The following is a 20,822-nucleotide window of genomic DNA, read 5'->3' on the forward strand; positions in this document are numbered from 1 at the left end:
ATAACATCGCGCCCTTAAGTTCTCGTCCAGGCAAGTGGGAAAAGATCTAGCGAACCCGGAGAGCGGAGTCGGCGAGCCTGGCTCGCCTTGGGTATCGTTGGTTGCGATTATCGGTCGATGGTTCGATAATCGCCCGCTCTTGACTATTCGGTGTTGTGTCTCAGGCCGGTAGCCGCTTGTAATAGTCGCTGACCCCTGTGGGAAAAGGACCTTATATGAACGATCAATTGCGCAACTCCTTCGCTTCAGTGGCGCCGCCGATCGTCGCCTCGCCCGCCAAGCGGATCCAGGCGCTGACCGGTGACCCGGACTTCATGACGTCCCTGGCCCGTGGCCTGGCGGTGGTGCAAGCGTTTCAGGAGCGCAAGCGGCACCTGACCATCGCCCAGATCAGTCACCGTACGGAAATTCCCCGCGCCGCTGTGAGACGTTGCCTGCACACATTGATCAAGCTCGGCTACGCCACCACCGACGGCCGCACGTATTCGCTGCTGCCCAAAGTGCTGACCCTCGGTCACGCCTATGTCTCCTCAACGCCCCTGGCGGTCTCCGCCCAGCCGTACCTGGACCGCATGAGCGAGCAACTCCACGAGGCCTGTAACATGGCGACGCTGGAAGGCGATGACATTTTGTACATCGCCCGTTCGGCGACCACCCAGCGACTGATCTCTGTCGACCTCTCGGTGGGCGGACGCCTGCCGGCCTATTGCACTTCCATGGGCCGTATTCTGCTGGCGGCGCTGGACGACACGTCTCTGGGCGAGTACCTCGACCACGCGGAACTGCAAGCCAAGACCAGTCGCACGCTGCACACTCCCGAGGCGTTACTCGAATGCCTGCAAGAGGTGCGGCAACAAGGCTGGTGCATTGTCGATCAGGAACTCGAACAGGGCCTGCGCTCGATTGCCGTTCCGGTGTACGACGCTTCCGGTCAAGTGGTCGCGGCGCTAAACGTCAGCACTCACGCCGGCCGGGTCAGTCGCAGCGAACTGGAGCAGCGTTTTCTGCCCGGCCTTCTGTCTGCCAGCCGCGACCTCAGCGCGCAGCTCTTCGCCTAAGCTGTTCGATAATCGCACAGACTCGCCTTTGGCGAATTGACGCTCTTTCACCAGGATCACTAATGTCGCGGCAGTGTCAGTTTCGGCTGACTCCTGTCCGACTGCGTTCTTGCGTGGAATAAAAATAATGAACCAGCCTCAGTCTGCTGTAGGTAACTGCCTCGACGTGCAGTCCTTCATCAATGCTCAACCCATTTCGCGCTATCAATGGCGAGTGGTGATCCTGTGTTTTCTGATTGTCTTCCTCGATGGCCTCGATACGGCGGCCATGGGCTTCATCGCGCCCGCCCTGTCGCAAGAGTGGGGCATCGACCGCGCCAGTCTCGGTCCGGTCATGAGTGCTGCGTTGATCGGCATGGTCTTCGGCGCGCTGGGGTCCGGCCCATTGGCTGACCGCTTCGGACGAAAAGTGGTGCTGGTGAGCGCCGTGCTGTTGTTCGGTGCTTTTAGCCTGGCCTCGGCTTACAGCACTAACGTCGATCAGCTGCTGGTCTTGCGTTTCCTCACCGGCCTGGGCCTCGGCGCAGGCATGCCGAACGCCACGACGCTGCTGTCCGAATACACCCCTGAGCGCAAAAAGTCCCTGCTGGTGACCAGCATGTTCTGCGGCTTCAACCTGGGTATGGCCGGTGGCGGGTTTATTTCGGCGAAACTCATTCCGGCGTTCGGTTGGCACAGCCTGCTGCTCATCGGCGGGATTTTGCCGTTGATGCTTGCGATTGTTTTATTGCTCTGGCTGCCGGAATCGGCGCGTTACCTGGTGGTGCGCAATCGAGGCACCGACAAGGTGCGCAAGGCGCTGGCGCCAATCGATCCAACTGTTGTTGCCCAGGCGTCCAGCTTCAGCGTGCCGGAACAGAAAACCGTGAAAGCCCGCAATGTATTTGCGGTGATCTTCTCCGGTACCTACAGCACCGGCACCTTATTACTGTGGCTCACTTATTTCATGGGCCTGGTAATTGTTTACCTGCTGACCAGTTGGCTGCCGACGCTGATGCGTGACAGTGGCGCGAGCATGGAGCAGGCCGCCTTCATTGGCGCGTTGTTCCAGTTTGGCGGCGTATTGAGTGCGGTGGGCGTGGGCTGGGCGATGGACCGGTTCAATCCGCACAAGGTAATTGGCATTTTCTACCTGTTGGCCGGGGTGTTTGCCTACGCGGTAGGGCAGAGCCTGGGCAACATCACGCTATTGGCGACCTTGGTGCTGTTGGCCGGGATGTGCATTAACGGCGCGCAATCGGCAATGCCTTCACTGGCAGCGCGGTTTTATCCAACCCAGGGCCGGGCGACCGGTGTGTCGTGGATGCTGGGGATTGGTCGTTTCGGCGCGATTCTGGGTGCGTGGATGGGGGCGACGTTGTTGGGGTTGGGCTGGAACTTTGAGCAAGTGCTGACGGCGCTGGTGATCCCGGCGGCCTTGGCGACCACGGCGGTGGTGATCAAGGGCATGGTCAGCCATGCGGATGCGACCTGACTGCCTGATCCGGAATCTCACGTGGTTTCGATGGCCTCTTCGCGAGCAGGCTCGCTCCCACAGGGGGAACGCGATCGACTGTGGGAGCGAGCCGGCTCCGGGCGGCGTTCCGACGAAGCTTTTGGGGATAGGTAGCCAGACAACAATCTGTTCGATAAACGAACACTCAGTCGATTATCGGATTGTTTGGCGTTTTTCAGAGGCTTACTCTTCAGTCATTCCGGCGCTGCGCATCGCGCCTTTTTCATCCACTGTCGGTTCATAACAAAACGGGAGCCTGCCCCATGGCTGAAATCCTTTCGCTGCACGACGCGGTGAAGCAATTCGTAAACGATGGCGATACCGTCGCGCTCGAAGGCTTCACTCACCTGATCCCTACGGCGGCGGGTCACGAAATCATTCGCCAGGGCAAGAAAGACCTGACGCTGGTGCGGATGACGCCTGACTTGATCTACGACCAGTTGATCGGTGCCGGTTGCGCTCGCAAGTTGATTTTCTCCTGGGGCGGTAACCCGGGTGTCGGTTCGCTGCACCGTCTGCGTGACGCCGTCGAGAAGCAGTGGCCGCACGCGCTGGAAATTGAAGAGCACAGCCATGCCGACCTGGCCAATGCCTACGTCGCTGGCGCTTCCGGGCTACCGTTTGCGGTGCTGCGTGCCTACGCCGGTTCCGACCTGCCGAAAGTCAACCCGCTGATCAAAACCGTCACGTGCCCGTTCACCGGCGAAGTGCTGGCAGCCGTGCCTTCGGTGCGTCCGGACATCACCGTAATTCACGCGCAGAAAGCCGACCGCAAAGGCAACGTGCTGCTCTGGGGCATTCTCGGCGTGCAAAAAGAAGCCGCGTTGGCCGCCAAGCGTTGCATCGTCACCGTCGAAGAAATCGTCGATGACCTCAATGCACCGATGAACGCCTGTGTTTTGCCGACCTGGGCATTGAGCGCGGTCTGCCACGTCCCTGGCGGCGCCCATCCGTCCTACGCTCATGGCTATAACGAGCGCGACAACCGTTTCTACCAGGCTTGGGACCCGATTGCCCGCGACCGTGAAACCTTCACCGCGTGGATCAACGAATACATTCATGGCTGCGCTGACTTCAGCGAGTTCCAGGCCAAGCTGGCCGCCGCTTCGCAGGTGAAGAAATGACTTACACCACCAATGAAATGATGACCGTCGCCGCTGCTCGCCGCCTGAAGAACGGTTCGGTGTGCTTCGTGGGTATCGGCCTGCCGTCGAAAGCGGCCAACCTGGCGCGGCTGACGTCCTCGCCAGACGTGGTCCTGATCTACGAGTCGGGCCCGATCGGTGCCAAACCGAGCGTACTGCCGCTGTCGATCGGTGACGGTGAGCTGGCGGAAACCGCTGACACCGTGGTTCCGACCGGTGAGATTTTTCGCTACTGGCTGCAGGGCGGACGCATTGATGTCGGCTTCCTGGGCGCCGCGCAAGTCGACCGTTTCGGCAACATCAATACCACCGTCGTTGGCGACTATCACCAGCCGAAAGTCCGCTTGCCAGGTGCCGGTGGCGCGCCGGAGATTGCGGGCTCGGCCAAAAGCGTTCTGATCATTCTCAAGCAGTCGGCGCGTTCCTTTGTCGACAAACTCGACTTCATCACCTCGGTCGGTCATGGCGAGGGCGGTGATTCGCGCAAGCGTCTGGGCCTGCCGGGTGCCGGTCCGGTCGGCATCATTACCGACCTGTGCATCATGGAGCCGGAAACCGGCACTCATGAATTCGTGGTCACCGCGCTGCACCCGGGTGTGACCCGCGAGCAAGTCATCGCTGCGACCGGTTGGCCGATTCGTTTTGCCCAAACCGTTGAAAACACAGTCGAGCCGACCGAGATCGAGCTTAAGGCACTGCGTGATCTGGAAGCCCGCACCGCTGCGGCCCACGGCCAAGCCCCCGGAGAAGCCTGATGCGTGACGTTTATATCTGCGACGCGATTCGCACCCCTATTGGCCGTTTCGGCGGTGGCTTATCGGCGGTTCGCGCCGACGACCTGGCCGCCGTGCCGATCAAGGCGCTGATGGAACGCAACCCGTCGGTGGACTGGACGGCGGTGGATGAGGTGTTCCTCGGCTGCGCCAACCAGGCCGGCGAAGACAACCGCAACGTGGCACGCATGGCGTTGTTGCTGGCAGGTCTGGCGGAAACCATTCCGGGCGTGACCCTCAATCGTCTTTGCGCCTCGGGTATGGACGCCATCGGTACTGCATTCCGCGCTATCGCCAGTGGCGAAATGGAGCTGGCGATTGCCGGCGGCGTCGAGTCGATGTCCCGTGCGCCGTTCGTGATGGGCAAGGCTGATGCGGCGTTCTCGCGCAACATGAAGCTGGAAGACACCACGATCGGTTGGCGTTTCATCAATCCGTTGATGAAAGCCCAGTATGGCGTCGATGCGATGCCGCAGACCGCTGACAACGTGGCCGACGATTACGAAGTTTCCCGCGAGGATCAGGACGCTTTCGCACTGCGCAGTCAGCAGCGGACGGCCGCCGCGCAAGCCGCAGGATTTTTCGCCGAAGAAATCGTTGAAGTGCGGATTGCCCACAAAAAGGGTGAAACGATCGTCAGCCAGGACGAGCATCCGCGCGGCGACACTACGCTGGAAGCCCTGGCCAAACTCAAGCCAATCAACGGTCCTGACAAAACCGTCACCGCCGGCAACTCTTCGGGTGTGAACGACGGTGCGGCGGCGCTGATTCTGGCGTCTGCCGAAGCGGTGAAGAAGCATGGCCTGACTGCCCGCGCCAAAGTGTTGGGCATGTCCAGCGCCGGTGTTTCGCCACGGGTAATGGGCATTGGTCCGGTGCCAGCAGTGCGCAAGTTGACTGAACGCCTGGGTCTGGCCGTCAGCGATTTCGATGTGATTGAACTCAACGAAGCGTTCGCCAGCCAGGGTTTGGCGGTATTGCGTGAGCTGGGACTGGCGGACGACGCGGCACAGGTCAACCCGAACGGCGGCGCCATTGCCTTGGGCCATCCGCTGGGAATGAGCGGTGCGCGTCTGGTGCTGACCGCGCTGCATCAGCTGGAAAAAACCGGTGGCAAGAAAGGTCTGGCGACCATGTGCGTCGGCGTCGGCCAAGGTCTGGCCTTGGTAATCGAACGCGTCTGACGGCGGCTCTGATAAATCAGCAGCGCCGACTAATAAGAACTGAGGAATGCTTCATGACTGACAAGCCTGGTTACCGCCGCCCGCAACAGGGCACCCAGCCGGAATACCTGCACCCGGCCTATCAATCCACCAACCGTCGCTCGCCGTCCAAGCCGTTGGTGTTTTTGCCCCATTCGCTGTCGGAAATTACCGGTCCAACCATCGGCGCCGAACGTATTAAAGAGCAGGACAACGACCTGACCGCCCAGCATAAGGGTGAGCCGTTGGGTGAGCGGATTATCATCCACGGCCGCGTGCTGGATGAAGATGGCTTGCCGGTACCAGGAATTCTGGTGGAGATCTGGCAGGCCAACGTCGCCGGTCGTTACAACCATGATCGCGACCTGCACGACGCGCCGCTGGACCCGAACTTCACCGGCACCGGTCGCACCGTGACCGACGCGGAGGGCTGGTATCAGTTCCAGACCATCAAGCCCGGCGCCTATCCGTGGGGCAACCACCACAACGCGTGGCGCCCGGCGCATATCCATTTCTCACTGTTCGGGCCCAGTATTCTGACGCGCCTGGTCACCCAGATGTATTTCCCGGGCGACCCGTTGCTGGCCTACGACCCGATCTACAACTGCGTGCCCGATACCCGCGCCAAAGAGCGCTTGATCGCCAGTTTCGATCTGGAAAAAACCATCCCTTCCTATGCCCTCGGTTATCGCTGGGACATCGTTTTGCGCGGCCGCGACGCCACGCCGATGGAGAAATAAGATGACGCTGAACGCGACCACGTCCCACACCGTCGGGCCGTACTACCACATCGGCCTGACCTGGCTGAACCGCGAGAACCTGACTGTCGAACACACCCTCGGCGAACGTGTAGCGATCACCGGGCAAGTGGTCGATGGCAACGGCGACGTCGTTAACGACGCGATGCTGGAAGTCTGGCAGGCCAACGCGGCCGGCAAGTACGACCATCCGGAAGACGATCAGGACAAACCCCTGGACCCTAACTTCGAAGGGTTTGGCCGGGTGCCGGTGGATGCCGAAGGGCGTTTTCGCTTTACCACGATCAAGCCGGGTACGGTGGAAGGCTTGAAGGGCACCACGCAGGCGCCGCATCTGGTGGTGTTGGTGTTTGCTCGCGGTCTGGTGAAGCACTTGCTAACGCGGATTTACTTTGAGGGGGAACCGGCGAACGTGGCGGATCCGCTGCTGGAGTGCGTGCCCTCCGAGCGCCGCACGACATTGCTGGCGAAGAAGGATGCATCGGGTGTTTATCAGTGGAATGTGATTCTGCAAGGCACCGATGCCGAGACGGTGTTCTTCGACTATTGAGAACACCGCAACCTTTGTGGGAGCGAGCCTGCTCGCGAAGGCGGTGTGTCATTCAGCATTGATGGCACTGTTACACCGCTTTCGCGAGCAGGCTCGCTCCCACAGGGGATTTGTGTCGCTGATGCTTCTGTGGAACGGGACTGTTGCGAAGTGTGTCTAGACTCTCACTGTCCCCATTGAGTGAAAAACAATGACAACGACCACCGCTACTCCGGTTCATTACACGGGCGAAGAGCGACGTAAACGCATCTTCGCGATTGTCGGCGCTTCGTCCGGCAACCTCGTCGAATGGTTCGACTTCTACGTCTATGCCTTCAGCGCAATCTATTTCGCCCCTGCCTTCTTTCCGTCCGACAACCCTACCGTGCAGTTGGTTAATACCGCCGGTGTGTTCGCCGCCGGGTTTCTGATGCGGCCTATCGGTGGCTGGATTTTCGGCCGCGTGGCCGACCGTCACGGGCGCAAGAATTCGATGATGATATCGGTGCTGATGATGTGCTTCGGTTCGTTGCTCGTCGCCTGCCTGCCGACCTACAACAGTATCGGGGTCTGGGCGCCGATCATGTTGCTGTTCGCCCGTTTGATTCAGGGTTTGTCGGTGGGTGGCGAATACGGCACCACGGCGACCTACATGAGTGAAGTGGCCCTCAAGGGCCAGCGCGGTTTCTTCGCCTCGTTCCAGTACGTGACGTTGATTGGCGGGCAGTTGTTGGCCGTGTTGCTGGTGGTGATCCTGCAACAGTTCCTCAACGAGGACGAATTGCGTGCCTATGGCTGGCGGATTCCGTTCGTGGTCGGTGCGGCGGCGGCGGTGATTTCGTTGTTTCTGCGTCGCACGCTCAAAGAAACCACCAGCAAGGAAATGCGTGAAGACAAAGACGCCGGCAGTATCAAGGCGCTGTTCCGCGATCATAAGGCTGCGTTCATTACCGTGCTCGGTTACACCGCCGGTGGGTCGCTGATTTTTTACACCTTTACCACGTATATGCAGAAGTACCTGGTGAACACCGTCGGCATGCAAGCCAAGACCGCCAGTTACATCATGACTGGCGCGCTGTTCCTTTATATGTGCATGCAGCCGCTGTTTGGCATGCTCGCGGACAAGATCGGCCGGCGCAATTCGATGCTCTGGTTCGGTGCCCTCGGCACGTTATTCACGGTACCGATTTTGCTGAGTCTGAAAAGTATCAGCAATCCGTTCCTCGCCTTTGTGCTGATTACCGTGGCGCTGGCAATCGTGAGTTTCTACACCTCCATCAGCGGTCTGGTGAAAGCCGAAATGTTCCCGCCGAAAGTGCGTGCATTGGGCGTCGGCCTGGCGTATGCGGTGGCCAATGCGATCTTCGGCGGTTCGGCGGAATACGTGGCTCTGAGCCTCAAAGCCGCGGGTATGGAAAATTCGTTCTACTGGTACGTCACGGTGATGATGGCGGTGGCGTTCCTGTTTAGTCTGCGTCTGCCGAAACAAGCCGCGTATTTGCATCACGACCTTTGATCGTTACGCGTGGGCCTGACCGGCCCATGCCTCCAGGGATTCTGTATGAACCAGCGACCGGGCAATCAATTGTTCGATGCCTATTTCACTGCCCGCGATATGCGTGACGTGTTCTGCGATCAGGGCCGGGTTCAGGCCATGCTCGATTTCGAAGCGGCACTGGCTCGGGCCGAGGCGCGAGTGGGTTTGATTCCACACACCGCTGTTGCGCCTATCGAAGCTGCGTGTCGGGCCGAGCAATACGATTTCGCCGTCCTTGCTGAAGCCATTGCCACGGCCGGAAACTCGGCCATTCCGCTGGTCAAGGCCTTGGGCAAACAGATTGCGAGCGACGATGCCGAAGCCGAACGCTACGTGCATCTGGGCGCGACCAGTCAGGACGTGATGGACACCGGCCTGGTGTTGCAACTGCGTCAGGCGCTGGCGTTGATCGAACGCGATTTGGCGCAACTGGGCGAAACGCTGGCCACCCAGGCATTACGTTACGTCGCCACGCCACTGGCCGGACGCACCTGGTTGCAACACGCGACACCGGTCACCCTCGGCATGAAAATCGCCGGTTGGCTGGGCGCGGTGAGCCGCAGCCGTCAGCGTCTAAGTGAGCTCAAGCCACGTTTGCTGGTGCTGCAATTCGGCGGCGCCTCCGGAACCCTGGCGGCCCTTGGCGAACAGGCGATGCCGGTTGCCGAAGCACTGGCCGGGGAACTGCAACTGACCTTGCCCGAGCAACCTTGGCACACCCAGCGTGATCGACTGGTGGAGTTCGGATCGGTACTCGGACTGATCGCCGGCAGCCTCGGCAAACTCGGTCGCGACATCAGTCTGTTGATGCAGACCGAAGCGGGCGAAGTGTTCGAACCTTCCGCACCCGGCAAGGGCGGTTCATCCACCATGCCGCACAAACGCAATCCCGTGGGCGCTGCGGTGCTGATCGGTGCCGCGACGCGCGTTCCCGGTTTGCTCTCGACCCTGTTCAGCGCCATGCCTCAAGAACACGAGCGCAGCCTCGGTCTGTGGCATGCCGAGTGGGAAACCTTGCCGGAGATTTGCTGCCTGGTGTCCGGCAGCCTGAAGCAAGCGCTGCTCGTGGCGGATGGACTGGACGTCGATGCCGATCGCATGGCCCGTAACCTCGACCTGACTCAAGGCCTGGTGCTCGCCGAAGCGGTGAGCATCGTTCTCGCCCAACGGGTGGGGCGCGACACCGCGCATCATCTGCTCGAGCGATGCTGCAAACGTGCGGTGGCCGAGCAACGTCATCTGCGCGCGGTACTCGGCGACGAGCCGCAAGTGACCAGCGAGCTCACGCCCGCTGAGCTGGATCATCTGTTGAACCCCGCCCATTACCTCGGTCAGGCCCACGCCTGGGTCGAGCGAGCAGTGGCTGAACATTCTGCATTGACTGCCTGAAGGAGATTGCTGTGGCTTTCGTACAACTCGCCGAGGGCGAACTGCATTACCAACTCGATGGGCCGGAGGATGCGCCGGTGCTGGTGCTGTCCAACTCGCTGGGCACCGACCTGCACATGTGGGACGCGCAGATCGCGGCGTTCACCCAGCATTTGCGCGTGCTGCGTTTCGACACCCGTGGCCACGGCAAATCGCTGGTCACGCCGGGGCCGTACAGCATTGAGCAACTGGGCCACGATGTGCTGGCGCTGCTCGATGCACTGCACATCGAACGGGCGCATTTTTGCGGTCTGTCCATGGGCGGCTTGATCGGCCAGTGGCTGGGGATCAACGCCGGTAATCGACTGAACTCGCTGGTGGTGTGCAATACCGCAGCGAAAATCGGCGATCCGTCGGTGTGGAACCCACGAATCGAAACCGTGCTACGTGACGGCTCGGCCGCCATGGTCGCGCTGCGTGATGCGTCGATTGCGCGTTGGTTTACCCCGGATTTTTCCGCCGCCCATCCGGCTGCGGCGAAGCAGATTACCGACATGCTCGCGGCCACCTCGCCTGAAGGCTATGCGGCCAATTGTGCGGCCGTGCGCGATGCCGATTTCCGCGATCAACTGGCCTCGATCAAGGTGCCCCTGCTGGTGATCGCCGGCACTGAAGACGCGGTCACGCCGCCGTCCGGTGGGCATTTCATTCAGGAACACGTGCCGGGCGCCGAGTACGCCGAGTTCTATGCGGCGCATCTGTCCAACGTTCAGGCCAGCGCTGCGTTCAGCGAACGGGTACTGGCGTTTTTGTTGGCTCATTAAGGGGATTGTCGTGGACGAAAAACAACGCTACGACGAAGGGCTGAAAGTCCGTCGCGCAGTCCTCGGAGACGCTCACGTCGACCGTAGCTTGAACGCGCTGACCGAGTTCAACTCGGAGTTTCAGGAAATGATCACCCGCCATGCCTGGGGTGACATCTGGACCCGCCCCGGCCTGCCGCGCCATACCCGCAGCCTGATCACCATCGCGATGCTGATCGGCATGAACCGCAACGATGAACTCAAGCTGCACCTGCGCGCCGCCGCCAACAACGGCGTGAGCCGTGGCGAGATCAAGGAAGTGATCATGCAGAGCGCGATCTACTGCGGCATTCCGGCGGCCAATGCAACGTTCCACCTGGCCGAATCGGTGTGGGATGAGTTGGGGGTTGAATCGCGGGAGTAATCGGCAAAGGCATACCCCTGTAGGAGCGAGCTTGCTCGCGATGGAGTGTCAGCTACATTAATGTCGGCTGACACACCATCGCGAGCAAGCTCGCTCCTACAAGGGCGTGGGTTTACAGCAGGCTGATCGGGTAGCTGATGATCAACCGGTTCTCGTCGAACTCGTTGTTGCTGAAATCGCGGCGCATGGTCGAGTTGCGCCACTTCACGTTCAGGTCCTTGAGCGCACCGCTTTGTACGGTGTAGCCCAACTCACTTTCGCGACCCCATTCCTTGCCATCAGTGAGGGTGCCGGTGTGAACGTTGTCGCCGCTGATGTAGCGGTTCATCAAGGTCAGACCGGGCACGCCAAGGGCGACGAAGTTGTAGTCGTGGCGCACTTGCCAGGACTTTTCCTGAGCATTGTCATAGCTGGAATTGTAACTGTCGTTGGCCAGGGTGCCGCCACTGGTGCCGTTGACCCGCATCCACGCGCTGTCGCCGGTCAGCTTTTGCAGGCCGACGAAGAAAGTGTTGCCGCCGTACCTGGCAGAGAACAGCCCCGACCAGGTTTTGTTGTCCAGCTCGCCAGCCCGGGCGCTGCCATCGTCCTTGCCATAGAAGAAACCGAGGTTCGCGCCCAGGGTCCAGTCACCAATGGGCTGGCTGTGGATCAGATTGACGAATTGCTGGCTGTAGATGTCCTTGAGTTCGGCATTCCACAGAGCGATCTGCGTGCGTTTTTCGTTGAACAGGTATTCGCCGCCCTGAAAGTTGAAACGGTCAGAGGTGAACGCGGGTTTTCCGTTCATCGACATTTCACTCATGCTGCTGTCGTCGCGCGGGCTGTTGGCGCGGAACTGGCCACCGTACAGCGTCAGGCCGTCGATTTCCTTTGAGGTGATCTGACCGCCACGGAAGGTTTGCGGCAGCGAGCGACCGTCGTCCGAGCGCAGAATCGGCAGTACCGGCATCCATTCACCAACCTTCGCTTCGGTCTGCGACAGCTTGGCCTTGAAAGCCACGTTGGTGCGACCGAAGGTATCGGCCGGGCGACCGTCGTGGTCCAGCGGCAGCAACTGTGTACCGCCGGTGCCTTTGCCGCCGTCGAGTTTCACCGAGTACAGCCCCAGTACATCCATGCCAAACCCGACGGTGCCCTGAGTGAACCCGGACTTGGCATCGAGGATGAAGTTTTGTGTCCACTCTTGAGCCTTGGCCTGAGCCTTGGTCGGGTTGGTGAAGTTGCGATTGATGTAGAAGTTGCGCAGGTTCAGGTTGACCTTGGCACCGTCGACAAAGCCTGACTCCTCGGCGGTGGCGGGCAGGGCCACACAGGCTAGGGCGATGGCGATCAGACTCGGGGGGAAATACTGTGCGGTGGAAGGCTTCATGTGCTCGGGTCTCTCTAGTTTTTAGCGGTAAAACGGGGGTGATGCCGCAACCTGGAGTTGCAGACAAAAATCGGAGTCAGGATAAAAAAACGAGAGGTGTCAGCCGGACAGGGCAGGGCGCGGGGGCATGGTGTTGAACCTGTTGTTATTGGTTTTGTACGGCAAATGGTGCGGGGAATGTACTGGATGGTTCAATCTTGAAAAGTGGGTTTTGGGCGGTTATCGAACGTAAGATTGGTTCTGTTTTTGTGGTGAATGTGCGGGCCTCTTCGCGAGCAGGCTCGCTCCCACAGGGGAGTGTATTTTAACTGTGGGAGCGAGCCTGCTCCGGGCGGCGTTCCGACGAAGGGGCCAGTATTCACAACACACCTTTTCCCACAGACAACAAAAAGCCCACCAAAAAGGTGGGCTTCTTTTTTACTACACCGCGATCAGAACAACTGCATCTTCGGCGCATCTTCTTTCAACGGCTCATTCTTCGCGGTCTGCTCGTCCCAGCCACCCCCCAGTGCCTTGTACAGATTGACCTGGCTAATCAGCTGCGCCAGACGGTCGGTGATCAACGACTGTTGGGAGGCGAACAGCTGGCGCTGCGCATCGAGGAAGGTCAGGTTGCTGTCGACACCGATCCGGTAACGACGCTCGGCCAGACGGTAGTAGTCCTGGTTGGCGCTGACCAGATCACGTTGAGCTTGTACCTGGTCGGTGTAGGTCGCGCGCGAAGCCAAGCCATCGGCGACTTCCTGGAAGGCAGTCTGGATGGACTTCTCGTAGTTCGCCACGCCAATGTCTTTCTGGATTTTCGAGTAATCCAGGCTGGCGCTCAGGCTGCCGGCGTTGAAGATCGGCAGGTTGATCTGCGGCTGGAACAACCAGGCGCCCGAACCGCCCTTGAACAGACCGGACAAGTCCGGGCTCAGGGTGCCGGCATTGGCGGTCAGGGTGATGCTCGGGAAGAACGCCGCCCGCGCCGCGCCGATGTTGGCGTTCGCCGCTTTCAGGTTGTACTCGGCCTGGAGAATATCCGGACGACGGTATAGCAAGTCCGACGGCAAGCCGGCCGGCACGTCGCTCAACAGGTCGTCAGCCAAAGGCTTGGCGGCTTGCAGATTGGCCGGGACGCCCGTGCCGAGCAACAGCACCAGGCTGTTTTCATCCTGGGCGACCTGGCGCGTGTACTTGGCCAATTGCGCCCGGGCGTTTTCCACCGAGGTACGCGACTGGGCCAGGTCCAGCGCCGAGGCTACCCCCACTTCGTTGCTGCGGGCGGTGAGCCTGTAGCTCTCCTGGAATGCACCGAGGGTGTCCTGGGTGACCTTCAGCAGTTCCTTGTCCGCCTGCCAGGTCAGATAGGCATTGGCCACGCTGGCCACCAGACTGATCTGCGTGCTGCGGCGACCTTCTTCCGTGGCGAAGTATTTCTGCAGCGCTTCTTCGCTCAGGCTATGAACCCGACCGAAGAGGTCGAGTTCATAAGCGCTAATGCCGACGTTGGCGGAATAGAGACTGGTGATGCCCTCTGCGCCGGTCTGTGAGGCCCGTGCCGGGACTCGCTGACGGCTGCCGCTGCCATTGGCCGAAACGGCCGGGAACAGGTCGGCACGCTGGATGCGGTACTGAGCTGCGAACGCATCAATGTTGAGGGCCGCGACACGCAGATCACGGTTGTTTTCCAGGGCGACCTGGATCAGCTGTTGCAACGCCTGGTCATGGAAAAACTGCTTCCAGCCCTGTTCGGCGGCGGCCTGGTTCGGTGCCTGGGCCGGCGAATAAGCAGGACCTTGCGGGTATTGGGCCGCCACCGGTGCTTCAGGCCGCTGGTAATCGGGTATCAGCGAGCAACCACCGAGCACAAAGGCGGCGACGGCTAGGGAGAGTAGCGACTTGCTCATTGGCCAGCCTCTTTAGTGGTTTCAGTAGTGTCATCCGGGTCGACGATTTTGCGCTGACCGATGGAAGACACGGTGACGAAGAACAGTGGGACCCAGAAGATCGCCAGGACCGTGGCGGTGAGCATACCGCCAATAACCCCGGTACCGATCGCATGTTGGCTACCCGAACCTGCACCCGTGGATATAGCCAGTGGTACTACACCGAGGACAAATGCGAGCGAGGTCATGATGATCGGTCGCAAACGCATACGGCAGGCTTCGATCGCGGCATCGCGCAGGCTACGCCCTTGCTCATGCAGTTCCTTAGCAAATTCGACAATCAAAATGGCGTTTTTCGCCGCCAGCCCGATGGTCGTCAGCAACCCTACCTGGAAGTACACGTCGTTTGACAGGCCGCGCAGGCTGGTGGCCATCAATGCACCGATGATCCCCAGTGGCACCACCAGCATGACCGCAATCGGAATTGACCAGCTTTCGTACAACGCCGCCAGACACAGGAACACCATCAGCAGCGACAACGCGTACAGCGCTGGCGCTTGGGAGCCGGACAGACGTTCCTCGTAGGACAGACCGGTCCAGGAGATACCGACACCGGGTGGCAGTTTCTGAGCGATGGCTTCGACTTCAGCCATGGCTTCACCGGTGGAGTAGCCAGGCGCCGGGGCACCGAGGATTTCCATCGCTTCTACGCCGTTGTAACGCGACAGCTTCGGCGCACCGTAGATCCATTGACCTTTGGCGAAGGCCGAGAACGGCACCATAGTTCCGTGGGCGTTACGCACGTACCACTTCTTGATGTCCTCCGGACTCATGCGCGAGTCAGGCTGACCTTGCACGTACACCTTTTTCACCCGACCGCGGTCGATGAAGTCGTTGACGTAGCTACTGCCCAGGGCAATCGACAGGGTGCTGTTGATTTCCGCGATGGTAATGCCCAGGGCACTGGCCTTCTCGTCATCGATTTCCAGCTGATACTGCGGTTCGTCGTTCAGACCGTTCGGACGCACCTGATAGAGCATCTTGCTTTGCGCGGCCATACCGAGGAACTGGTTTCGTGCCTCCATCAACTTGTCGTGACCGATACCGGCGCGATCTTGCAGGAACACATCGAAGCCGGTGGCGTTACCCAATTCCAGTACCGCCGGTGGTGCGAAGGCAAACACCATGGCATCACGGAAGGTGAAAAAGTGCTGCTGGGCGCGGGCGGCGAGTTTGAATACGCTGTTTTCCGCATCCCGTTCATGCCACGGCTTGAGCATGATGAACGCCAGGCCGGAACTTTGACCGCGACCGGCGAAGTTGAAGCCGTTCACGGTAAAGACCGAAGCCACTGCGCCGGATTCTTTCTCCAGCAAGTAGGCGCGCATCTGGTCGACCACCACTTGCGTGCGTTGGGCAGTGGAGCCTGCCGGTGTCTGCACCTGAGCGAACAGTACGCCCTGGTCTTCTTCCGGAAGGAATGCTGTGGGGATGCGGGTGAACAGCCAGATCATGCCGACCAGGATGATCACGTAGGCCAGCAGGTACGGGGCCTTGTTCGCGAGCATGTTGCCGACACCGCGCTCGTAGCTTTTGACACTACGATCGAAGCCGCGGTTGAACCAGCCGAAGAAGCCGCGTTTCGGCGTGCCGTGCTCGCCTTTCGGAATCGCCTTGAGCATGGTGGCGCAGAGCGCCGGGGTGAAGATCAGCGCGACCATTACGGAAAGGGCCATGGCCGAAACGATGGTGATCGAGAACTGTTTGTAGATCACACCGGTGGAACCGCTGAAGAACGCCATCGGCAGCAGTACGGCCGACAGAACCAGCGCGATACCGACCAGTGCACCCTGGATCTGCCCCATGGATTTCTTGGTGGCCTCCTTGGGTGACAGGCCTTCTTCGCTCATGACCCGTTCGACGTTTTCCACCACGACGATTGCATCGTCCACCAGCAAGCCGATGGCCAATACCATCCCGAACATGGTCAGGGTGTTGATGCTGAAGCCGAATGCCGCGAGGATCCCGAACGTACCCAGCAATACCACGGGCACGGTCATCGTGGTGATGACGGTGGCGCGGAAATTTTGCAGGAACAGGAACATCACCAGGAACACCAGCACGATGGCTTCGACCAGGGTTTCAACCACACCCTTGATCGACTCGGTCACCACGGGCGTGGTGTCGTACGGGAATACCACTTCCATCCCTTGCGGGAAGAATGGCTGGAGCGTGTCGATGGTCTTGCGCAGGGCTTTGGCAGTGTCGAGGGCGTTGGCACCGTTGGCCAGTTTGACTGCCAGACCGGAAGCCGGTGCGCCGTTGAACTGGGCGTTGATGGCGTAGTTCTCACCACCGAGGCCAACCTCGGCCACGTCTTTGAGGCGAACCTGAGAGCCGTCCTTGTTGACCTTGAGCAGGATTTCCTTGAACTGTTCCGCCGTCTGCAAACGGGTCTTGCCGATGATTGTGGCGTTCAGTTGCTGATTGGGCAGTGCAGGCAGGCCGCCCAGTTGGCCGGAAGAAACCTGCACGTTCTGCGCGGAGACTGCGGCACTAACGTCCACCGGGGTCAGGTTGAAGTTGTTCAACTTGGCCGGATCGAGCCAGATCCGCATCGCGTACTGGGCACCGAAGACCTGGAAGTCACCGACACCGGCGGTCCGCGAAATCGGGTCCTGCATGTTGGACACAATGTAGTTGGCCAGGTCGTCGCGGTTCATGCTGCCATCTTTCGAGACCACACCGATGACCAACAGGAAGTTTTTCACTGCCTTGGTCACGCGGATGCCCTGTTGCTGAACTTCTTGCGGCAGCAGCGGGGTGGCCAGGTTCAGTTTGTTCTGGACCTGAACCTGCGCGGTATCGGAGTTGGTGCCCTGTTCGAAGGTCGCGGTAATGGTCATGCTGCCGTCGGAGTTACTTTCCGAGGAGACATAACGCAGGTTATCGATACCGTTGAGCTGTTGCTCGATGACCTGCACCACGGTGTCCTGCACGGTTTGTGCGGACGCGCCTGGGTAAGTCACCTGGATCGCAATGGCGGGAGGCGCAATGCTTGGGTACTGGTTGATCGGGAGTTTGAGGATCGATAGAGCCCCGACCAACATGATCACCAGGGCAATTACCCAGGCGAAAATCGGACGGTCGATAAAAAATTTCGACATGGGTTACTCCCCTTTACCGCTGGAAGCCTTGTCAGCTGCCTGTGCGGTGGACGGGTTCTTGGTGCCGACGTTAGTGGCTTCAGTGGCCTTGACTTCAATACCAGGCTTGACGAATTGCAGGCCCTCGGTGATCAGGCGATCGCCGGCTTTCAGACCGTCTTCGATCAGCCATTGGTTGCCGACGGTGCGACTGGCCTTGAGCTGATGCAGTACAACCTTGTTGTCCGGGCCGACGACCAGCGCGGTCGGCGTACCTTTAAGGTCGCGGGTTACACCTTGTTGCGGGGCCAGAATCGCGGCGGCGTTCACACCGGACTGCAACTGGGCGTGAACGAACATGCCCGGCAACAGCGTGTGGTCGGGGTTCGGGAACACGGCACGCAGGGTGACGGAACCGGTGGTCTGGTCAACCGAGACTTCGGTGAACTCGAGCTTGCCGTCCTGCTTGTACTGGCTGCCATCTTCCAGGGTCAACTTGACCGCTGCCGCGTTGTCGCCGGATTTTTGCAGACGACCGCTTTCCAGCTCACGGCGCAGTTCAAGCAGCTCGACGGACGACTGGGTGACGTCGACGTAGATTGGGTCGAGTTGCTGGATCACCGCCATCGGATCAGCTTGACCGCTGGTGACCAGAGCGCCTTCGGTCACGCTGGAGCGGCCGATACGACCCGTGAGCGGGGCGTAAACCTTGGTGTAGCGCACATTGATCTGGGCGCTTTGCAGGGCGGCTTCCGATTGCATGCGGTTGGCCACGGCAGTGTCGTATTCCTGACGGCTGACGGCTTGTTCGTTGACCAGTTGCTTGTAGCGATCCGCGATCGACTTGGTCTGTTGCAAGTTGGCTTCAGCGCTTTTCAGCGTAGCGTCATAGACCGACGAATCGATTTGATAGAGCTGCTGGCCAAGCTTGACGTCGCCGCCTTCCTTGAACAGACGCTTGAGAATGATGCCGTTGACCTGCGGGCGAACTTCGGCGATGCGGTACGCACTGGTGCGGCCTGGCAGTTCGGAGGTCAGGGTGAAGGATTGAGGTTGCAAAGTTACAACGCCGACCTGAGGGGGTGGCGCGGCCGGTGCCGCCTCTTCCTTTTTGCATCCGCTTAGCAGTGATGCCAAGGCGACGGCGGCGACCAGAGCGGTAACAGCTGGCTTGAATTGCATGAAAATCCTCGGGTCAGGCGCGCAAGAAACGCTCAAGAAATGTGAAAAGGTAAAAATGGGTGATGAGTGGATAAGTAGCTTGCTATTGAATATACTTACGTTCATGGTTGTTTGTAAACACCGGCTACGTATCCACAACGTTACAGACGCCGTTCGAAGGTTCGAATTGTAGGCCGGGGACGTTACCCAAGAGCGCTCGCACCACTTTTATTCAGCGGATATTCAGACATCGCTGAAGCATCCTGATTGAGGTTTTACTGCCATGGCCCGTCGTACCAAAGAGGAAGCTCAAGAAACCCGTAGCCAGATACTCGAAGCGGCAGAAAAGGCCTTTTTTGAACGGGGCGTAGCGCGCACGACGCTGGCGGACATCGCGACCCTGGCTGGCGTCACTCGCGGGGCTATCTACTGGCATTTCAGCAACAAGGCGGACCTGGTGCAGGCCATGCTCGATGCGTTGCACGAGCCGCTGGATGAAATGGCCAGGGCCAGTGAGAGCGAAGCGGAGCTCGATCCACTGGGCTGCATGCGCAAGCTGTTGATTCATTTGTTTCATCAAGTTGCCCTGGACCCGAAAACACGACGCATCAATGAGATTTTTTTCCATAAGTGCGAATTCACTGATGAAATGTGCGATCTGCGCCAGCAGCGCGTGGTGGCGAGCCTCGACTGCAATGTGCGGATCGGCCTGGCCCTGCGTAATGCAGTGAATCGGGGGCAAATGCCGGAAAACCTCGACACGGAGCGCGCGGCCATCAGCCTGCATGCTTACATCGATGGCATCCTGTACCAGTGGCTGCTGGTTCCCGACAGTTTTCACCTGCACATCGAAGCAGAGCGTTGGGTTGATACAGGGTTGGACATGCTGCGCTTGAGCCCCAGTCTGCGCAAATGAAACAAATTTCGTAATCGGATCCGCTTGTGTCAAGGCTTGAGGCGAGTGGAGACCTGTTCTTCGCCCGCCTTGTCGTAATGGGATGCTTTTATATATGGACGCTTGCCAGGTAGCTAGGCAGTGAACTACGTATTTTGTAGGAATTTTGTGTCGAGTCTGTGAGCGAATGTGAATACCAGGCAAAAATCGATCCTGTGGGAGCGAGCCTGCTCGCGAAGGGGTCGTCGCATCCAACATCTTTGTTGACTGACACACCGCATTCGCGAGCAGGCTCGCCCCCACAGTTGATAGTGTCCAACCCACAGCATTTGTTTCAGGTACAAAAAAGCCGCGTTCGTACGCGGCTTTTTTACGTGCATGAGTTATCGCTGTTGCGTGGCTTCCTTACGCGTGCGATCAGGCCCTCGCTCCAGCACCTTCATCACATCATCGATCACGGCTTTGCTCATGGCTGTCAGGTAATGCGCAGCCCAGGCGTGGCGGTCGGTGTCTTTGGCGTAGGCGGCGTCGATGGATAGCTCTTTGGCGAGGTACACAAATTGGATGCTTGGGCCAGCGCGTCGGCGAGGGGCACGCCGCAGCTGACATGGAACAGCGCCTGATTCGAGCAGTAGATGAAAGGGGTGAGGCCGATAGTTTTCAGTTCTGAAGGATCGTGCGGATTTGTTTTGCTCATGGTCTAGCTCCTTGACATGGGGAGCTGCCACATTCGTTACCACACGAATGGGAGGCAGCTGTGCGCAGGGTGGTAAACCGGGAGCCAAGGAAACCGGCACGCCCGAGGGCGTCCCACGCACAGCCGCCATAACACAGGATCGTAGCCATAAAAAACTGACTGTATTGTGTTGGAAGCGCTGTTGCGCCTTTTCTCGCCGGGTTACCACACCCGATCGCTGAATGGTCAGCGACGTCCGGAGACTATCCCGTCGAAGAAAAGCGCAACAAGGCATCAAAGTGCCCAAACGCGAGATTAGGAGTTTGCCTACAAGGTCTGCGGGCGTCATCCGATATTCCGACACTTAAAGTAAACGGAACTAAACATCAGGTCGAAAACGCATGAGTTCGTTTACTGAACCGGGGATCAGTCTTCAGTGAAGTAGTCCGATTCAAGCATCCGAATGTTTTGTGTGCAGGAGGTAACTGAGTACTTGGGTCTAGGCACGCTAGCCCAGTCTGCTGGCAGCGTTTGAGTGCTGAGGCGACTCCGGTTTTGCTGATGCCTAGCGAGGCTTGCAGGGCGCGGCGGTATCGCTCAGCTCTGTAA

16 protein-coding genes and 1 pseudogene are annotated in these 20,822 nt (G+C 59.5%); 12 read left to right on the top strand and 5 right to left on the bottom strand.

Going from position 1 to position 20,822, the window contains the following annotated elements:
* Nucleotides 1-215: 215 nt before the first annotated feature.
* The 11 genes from pcaR (at nt 216) to pcaC (ending at nt 11,092) form a co-directional block, all read left to right on the top strand.
* Nucleotides 216-1,058, top strand: a complete 843-nt coding sequence (gene pcaR, locus AC1MDT_RS28130; protein WP_480419932.1) for a pca regulon transcriptional regulator PcaR — start codon at nt 216-218, stop codon at nt 1,056-1,058.
* A gap of 127 nt (nt 1,059-1,185) precedes the next feature.
* Nucleotides 1,186-2,532: a 4-hydroxybenzoate transporter PcaK gene (gene pcaK / locus AC1MDT_RS28135; RefSeq protein ID WP_480419934.1), complete on the top strand. Its 1,347-nt coding sequence runs from the start codon at nt 1,186-1,188 to the stop codon at nt 2,530-2,532.
* A gap of 284 nt (nt 2,533-2,816) precedes the next feature.
* On the top strand, nt 2,817-3,677 hold the full coding sequence (locus AC1MDT_RS28140) for a CoA transferase subunit A (RefSeq protein WP_480419935.1): 861 nt from the start codon (nt 2,817-2,819) through the stop codon (nt 3,675-3,677).
* Nucleotides 3,674-4,453, top strand: coding sequence for a CoA-transferase subunit beta (locus tag AC1MDT_RS28145; RefSeq protein ID WP_480419936.1), 780 nt, complete (start codon nt 3,674-3,676; stop codon nt 4,451-4,453). Before AC1MDT_RS28140 ends, AC1MDT_RS28145 begins: the two co-directional genes overlap by 4 nt.
* Nucleotides 4,450-5,655: a 3-oxoadipyl-CoA thiolase gene (gene pcaF, locus AC1MDT_RS28150; RefSeq protein ID WP_480422878.1), complete on the top strand. Its 1,206-nt coding sequence runs from the start codon at nt 4,450-4,452 to the stop codon at nt 5,653-5,655. The genes AC1MDT_RS28145 and pcaF overlap by 4 nt, the downstream gene beginning before the upstream one ends.
* Nucleotides 5,656-5,708: 53 nt before the next feature.
* Nucleotides 5,709-6,413, top strand: a complete 705-nt coding sequence (gene pcaH / locus AC1MDT_RS28155) for a protocatechuate 3,4-dioxygenase subunit beta (RefSeq protein WP_480419937.1) — start codon at nt 5,709-5,711, stop codon at nt 6,411-6,413.
* A gap of 1 nt (nt 6,414) precedes the next feature.
* The gene (gene pcaG, locus AC1MDT_RS28160; RefSeq protein ID WP_480419938.1) at nt 6,415-6,981 is read left to right on the top strand and encodes a protocatechuate 3,4-dioxygenase subunit alpha; all 567 of its coding nucleotides are present in this window, start codon (nt 6,415-6,417) and stop codon (nt 6,979-6,981) included.
* Between the two features lie 190 nt (nt 6,982-7,171).
* Entirely contained in the window at nt 7,172-8,476 is a 1,305-nt protein-coding gene (locus AC1MDT_RS28165) for an MFS family transporter (RefSeq protein ID WP_480419939.1), read from the top strand.
* A 45-nt stretch (nt 8,477-8,521) separates the two neighbouring features.
* Nucleotides 8,522-9,886, top strand: a complete 1,365-nt coding sequence (locus AC1MDT_RS28170) for a 3-carboxy-cis,cis-muconate cycloisomerase (protein WP_480419940.1) — start codon at nt 8,522-8,524, stop codon at nt 9,884-9,886.
* Between the two features lie 11 nt (nt 9,887-9,897).
* The gene (gene pcaD / locus AC1MDT_RS28175; protein ID WP_480419941.1) at nt 9,898-10,689 is read left to right on the top strand and encodes a 3-oxoadipate enol-lactonase; all 792 of its coding nucleotides are present in this window, start codon (nt 9,898-9,900) and stop codon (nt 10,687-10,689) included.
* 10 nt (nt 10,690-10,699) lie between these two features.
* Complete coding sequence (pcaC, locus tag AC1MDT_RS28180; protein WP_414906421.1) at nt 10,700-11,092, top strand: 4-carboxymuconolactone decarboxylase; 393 nt, start codon at nt 10,700-10,702, stop codon at nt 11,090-11,092.
* Nucleotides 11,093-11,204: 112 nt separating this feature from the next.
* Here the strand turns inward: pcaC and AC1MDT_RS28185 are convergent, their stop codons facing one another.
* From AC1MDT_RS28185 to AC1MDT_RS28200, 4 genes are all read right to left on the bottom strand, one after another.
* Nucleotides 11,205-12,464, bottom strand: a complete 1,260-nt coding sequence (locus AC1MDT_RS28185; RefSeq protein ID WP_480419942.1) for an OprD family porin — start codon at nt 12,462-12,464, stop codon at nt 11,205-11,207.
* Between the two features lie 431 nt (nt 12,465-12,895).
* Nucleotides 12,896-14,356 (bottom strand): efflux RND transporter outer membrane subunit EmhC, encoded by a 1,461-nt coding sequence (emhC, locus tag AC1MDT_RS28190; RefSeq protein ID WP_480419943.1) that lies wholly within the window; start codon nt 14,354-14,356, stop codon nt 12,896-12,898.
* Nucleotides 14,353-17,502 carry an efflux RND transporter permease subunit EmhB gene (emhB, locus tag AC1MDT_RS28195; RefSeq protein WP_480419944.1) on the bottom strand — a complete coding sequence of 1,050 codons (3,150 nt, stop codon included), beginning with the start codon at nt 17,500-17,502 and terminating at the stop codon, nt 14,353-14,355. The genes emhC and emhB overlap by 4 nt, the downstream gene beginning before the upstream one ends.
* A 3-nt stretch (nt 17,503-17,505) precedes the next feature.
* Entirely contained in the window at nt 17,506-18,663 is a 1,158-nt protein-coding gene (locus AC1MDT_RS28200; protein WP_480419945.1) for an efflux RND transporter periplasmic adaptor subunit, read from the bottom strand.
* 262 nt (nt 18,664-18,925) lie between these two features.
* On the opposite strand from AC1MDT_RS28200, the gene emhR reads away from it, so the two are divergent.
* Nucleotides 18,926-19,558 (top strand): efflux system transcriptional repressor EmhR, encoded by a 633-nt coding sequence (gene emhR / locus AC1MDT_RS28205; protein WP_480419946.1) that lies wholly within the window; start codon nt 18,926-18,928, stop codon nt 19,556-19,558.
* A 362-nt stretch (nt 19,559-19,920) separates the two neighbouring features.
* Here the strand turns inward: emhR and AC1MDT_RS28210 are convergent.
* Nucleotides 19,921-20,234 (bottom strand): annotated as a pseudogene (locus tag AC1MDT_RS28210) (DUF3077 domain-containing protein).
* Between the last annotated feature and the right edge of the window lie 588 nt (nt 20,235-20,822).

It is taken from the genome of Pseudomonas sp. ASL7 (assembly GCF_056680375.1).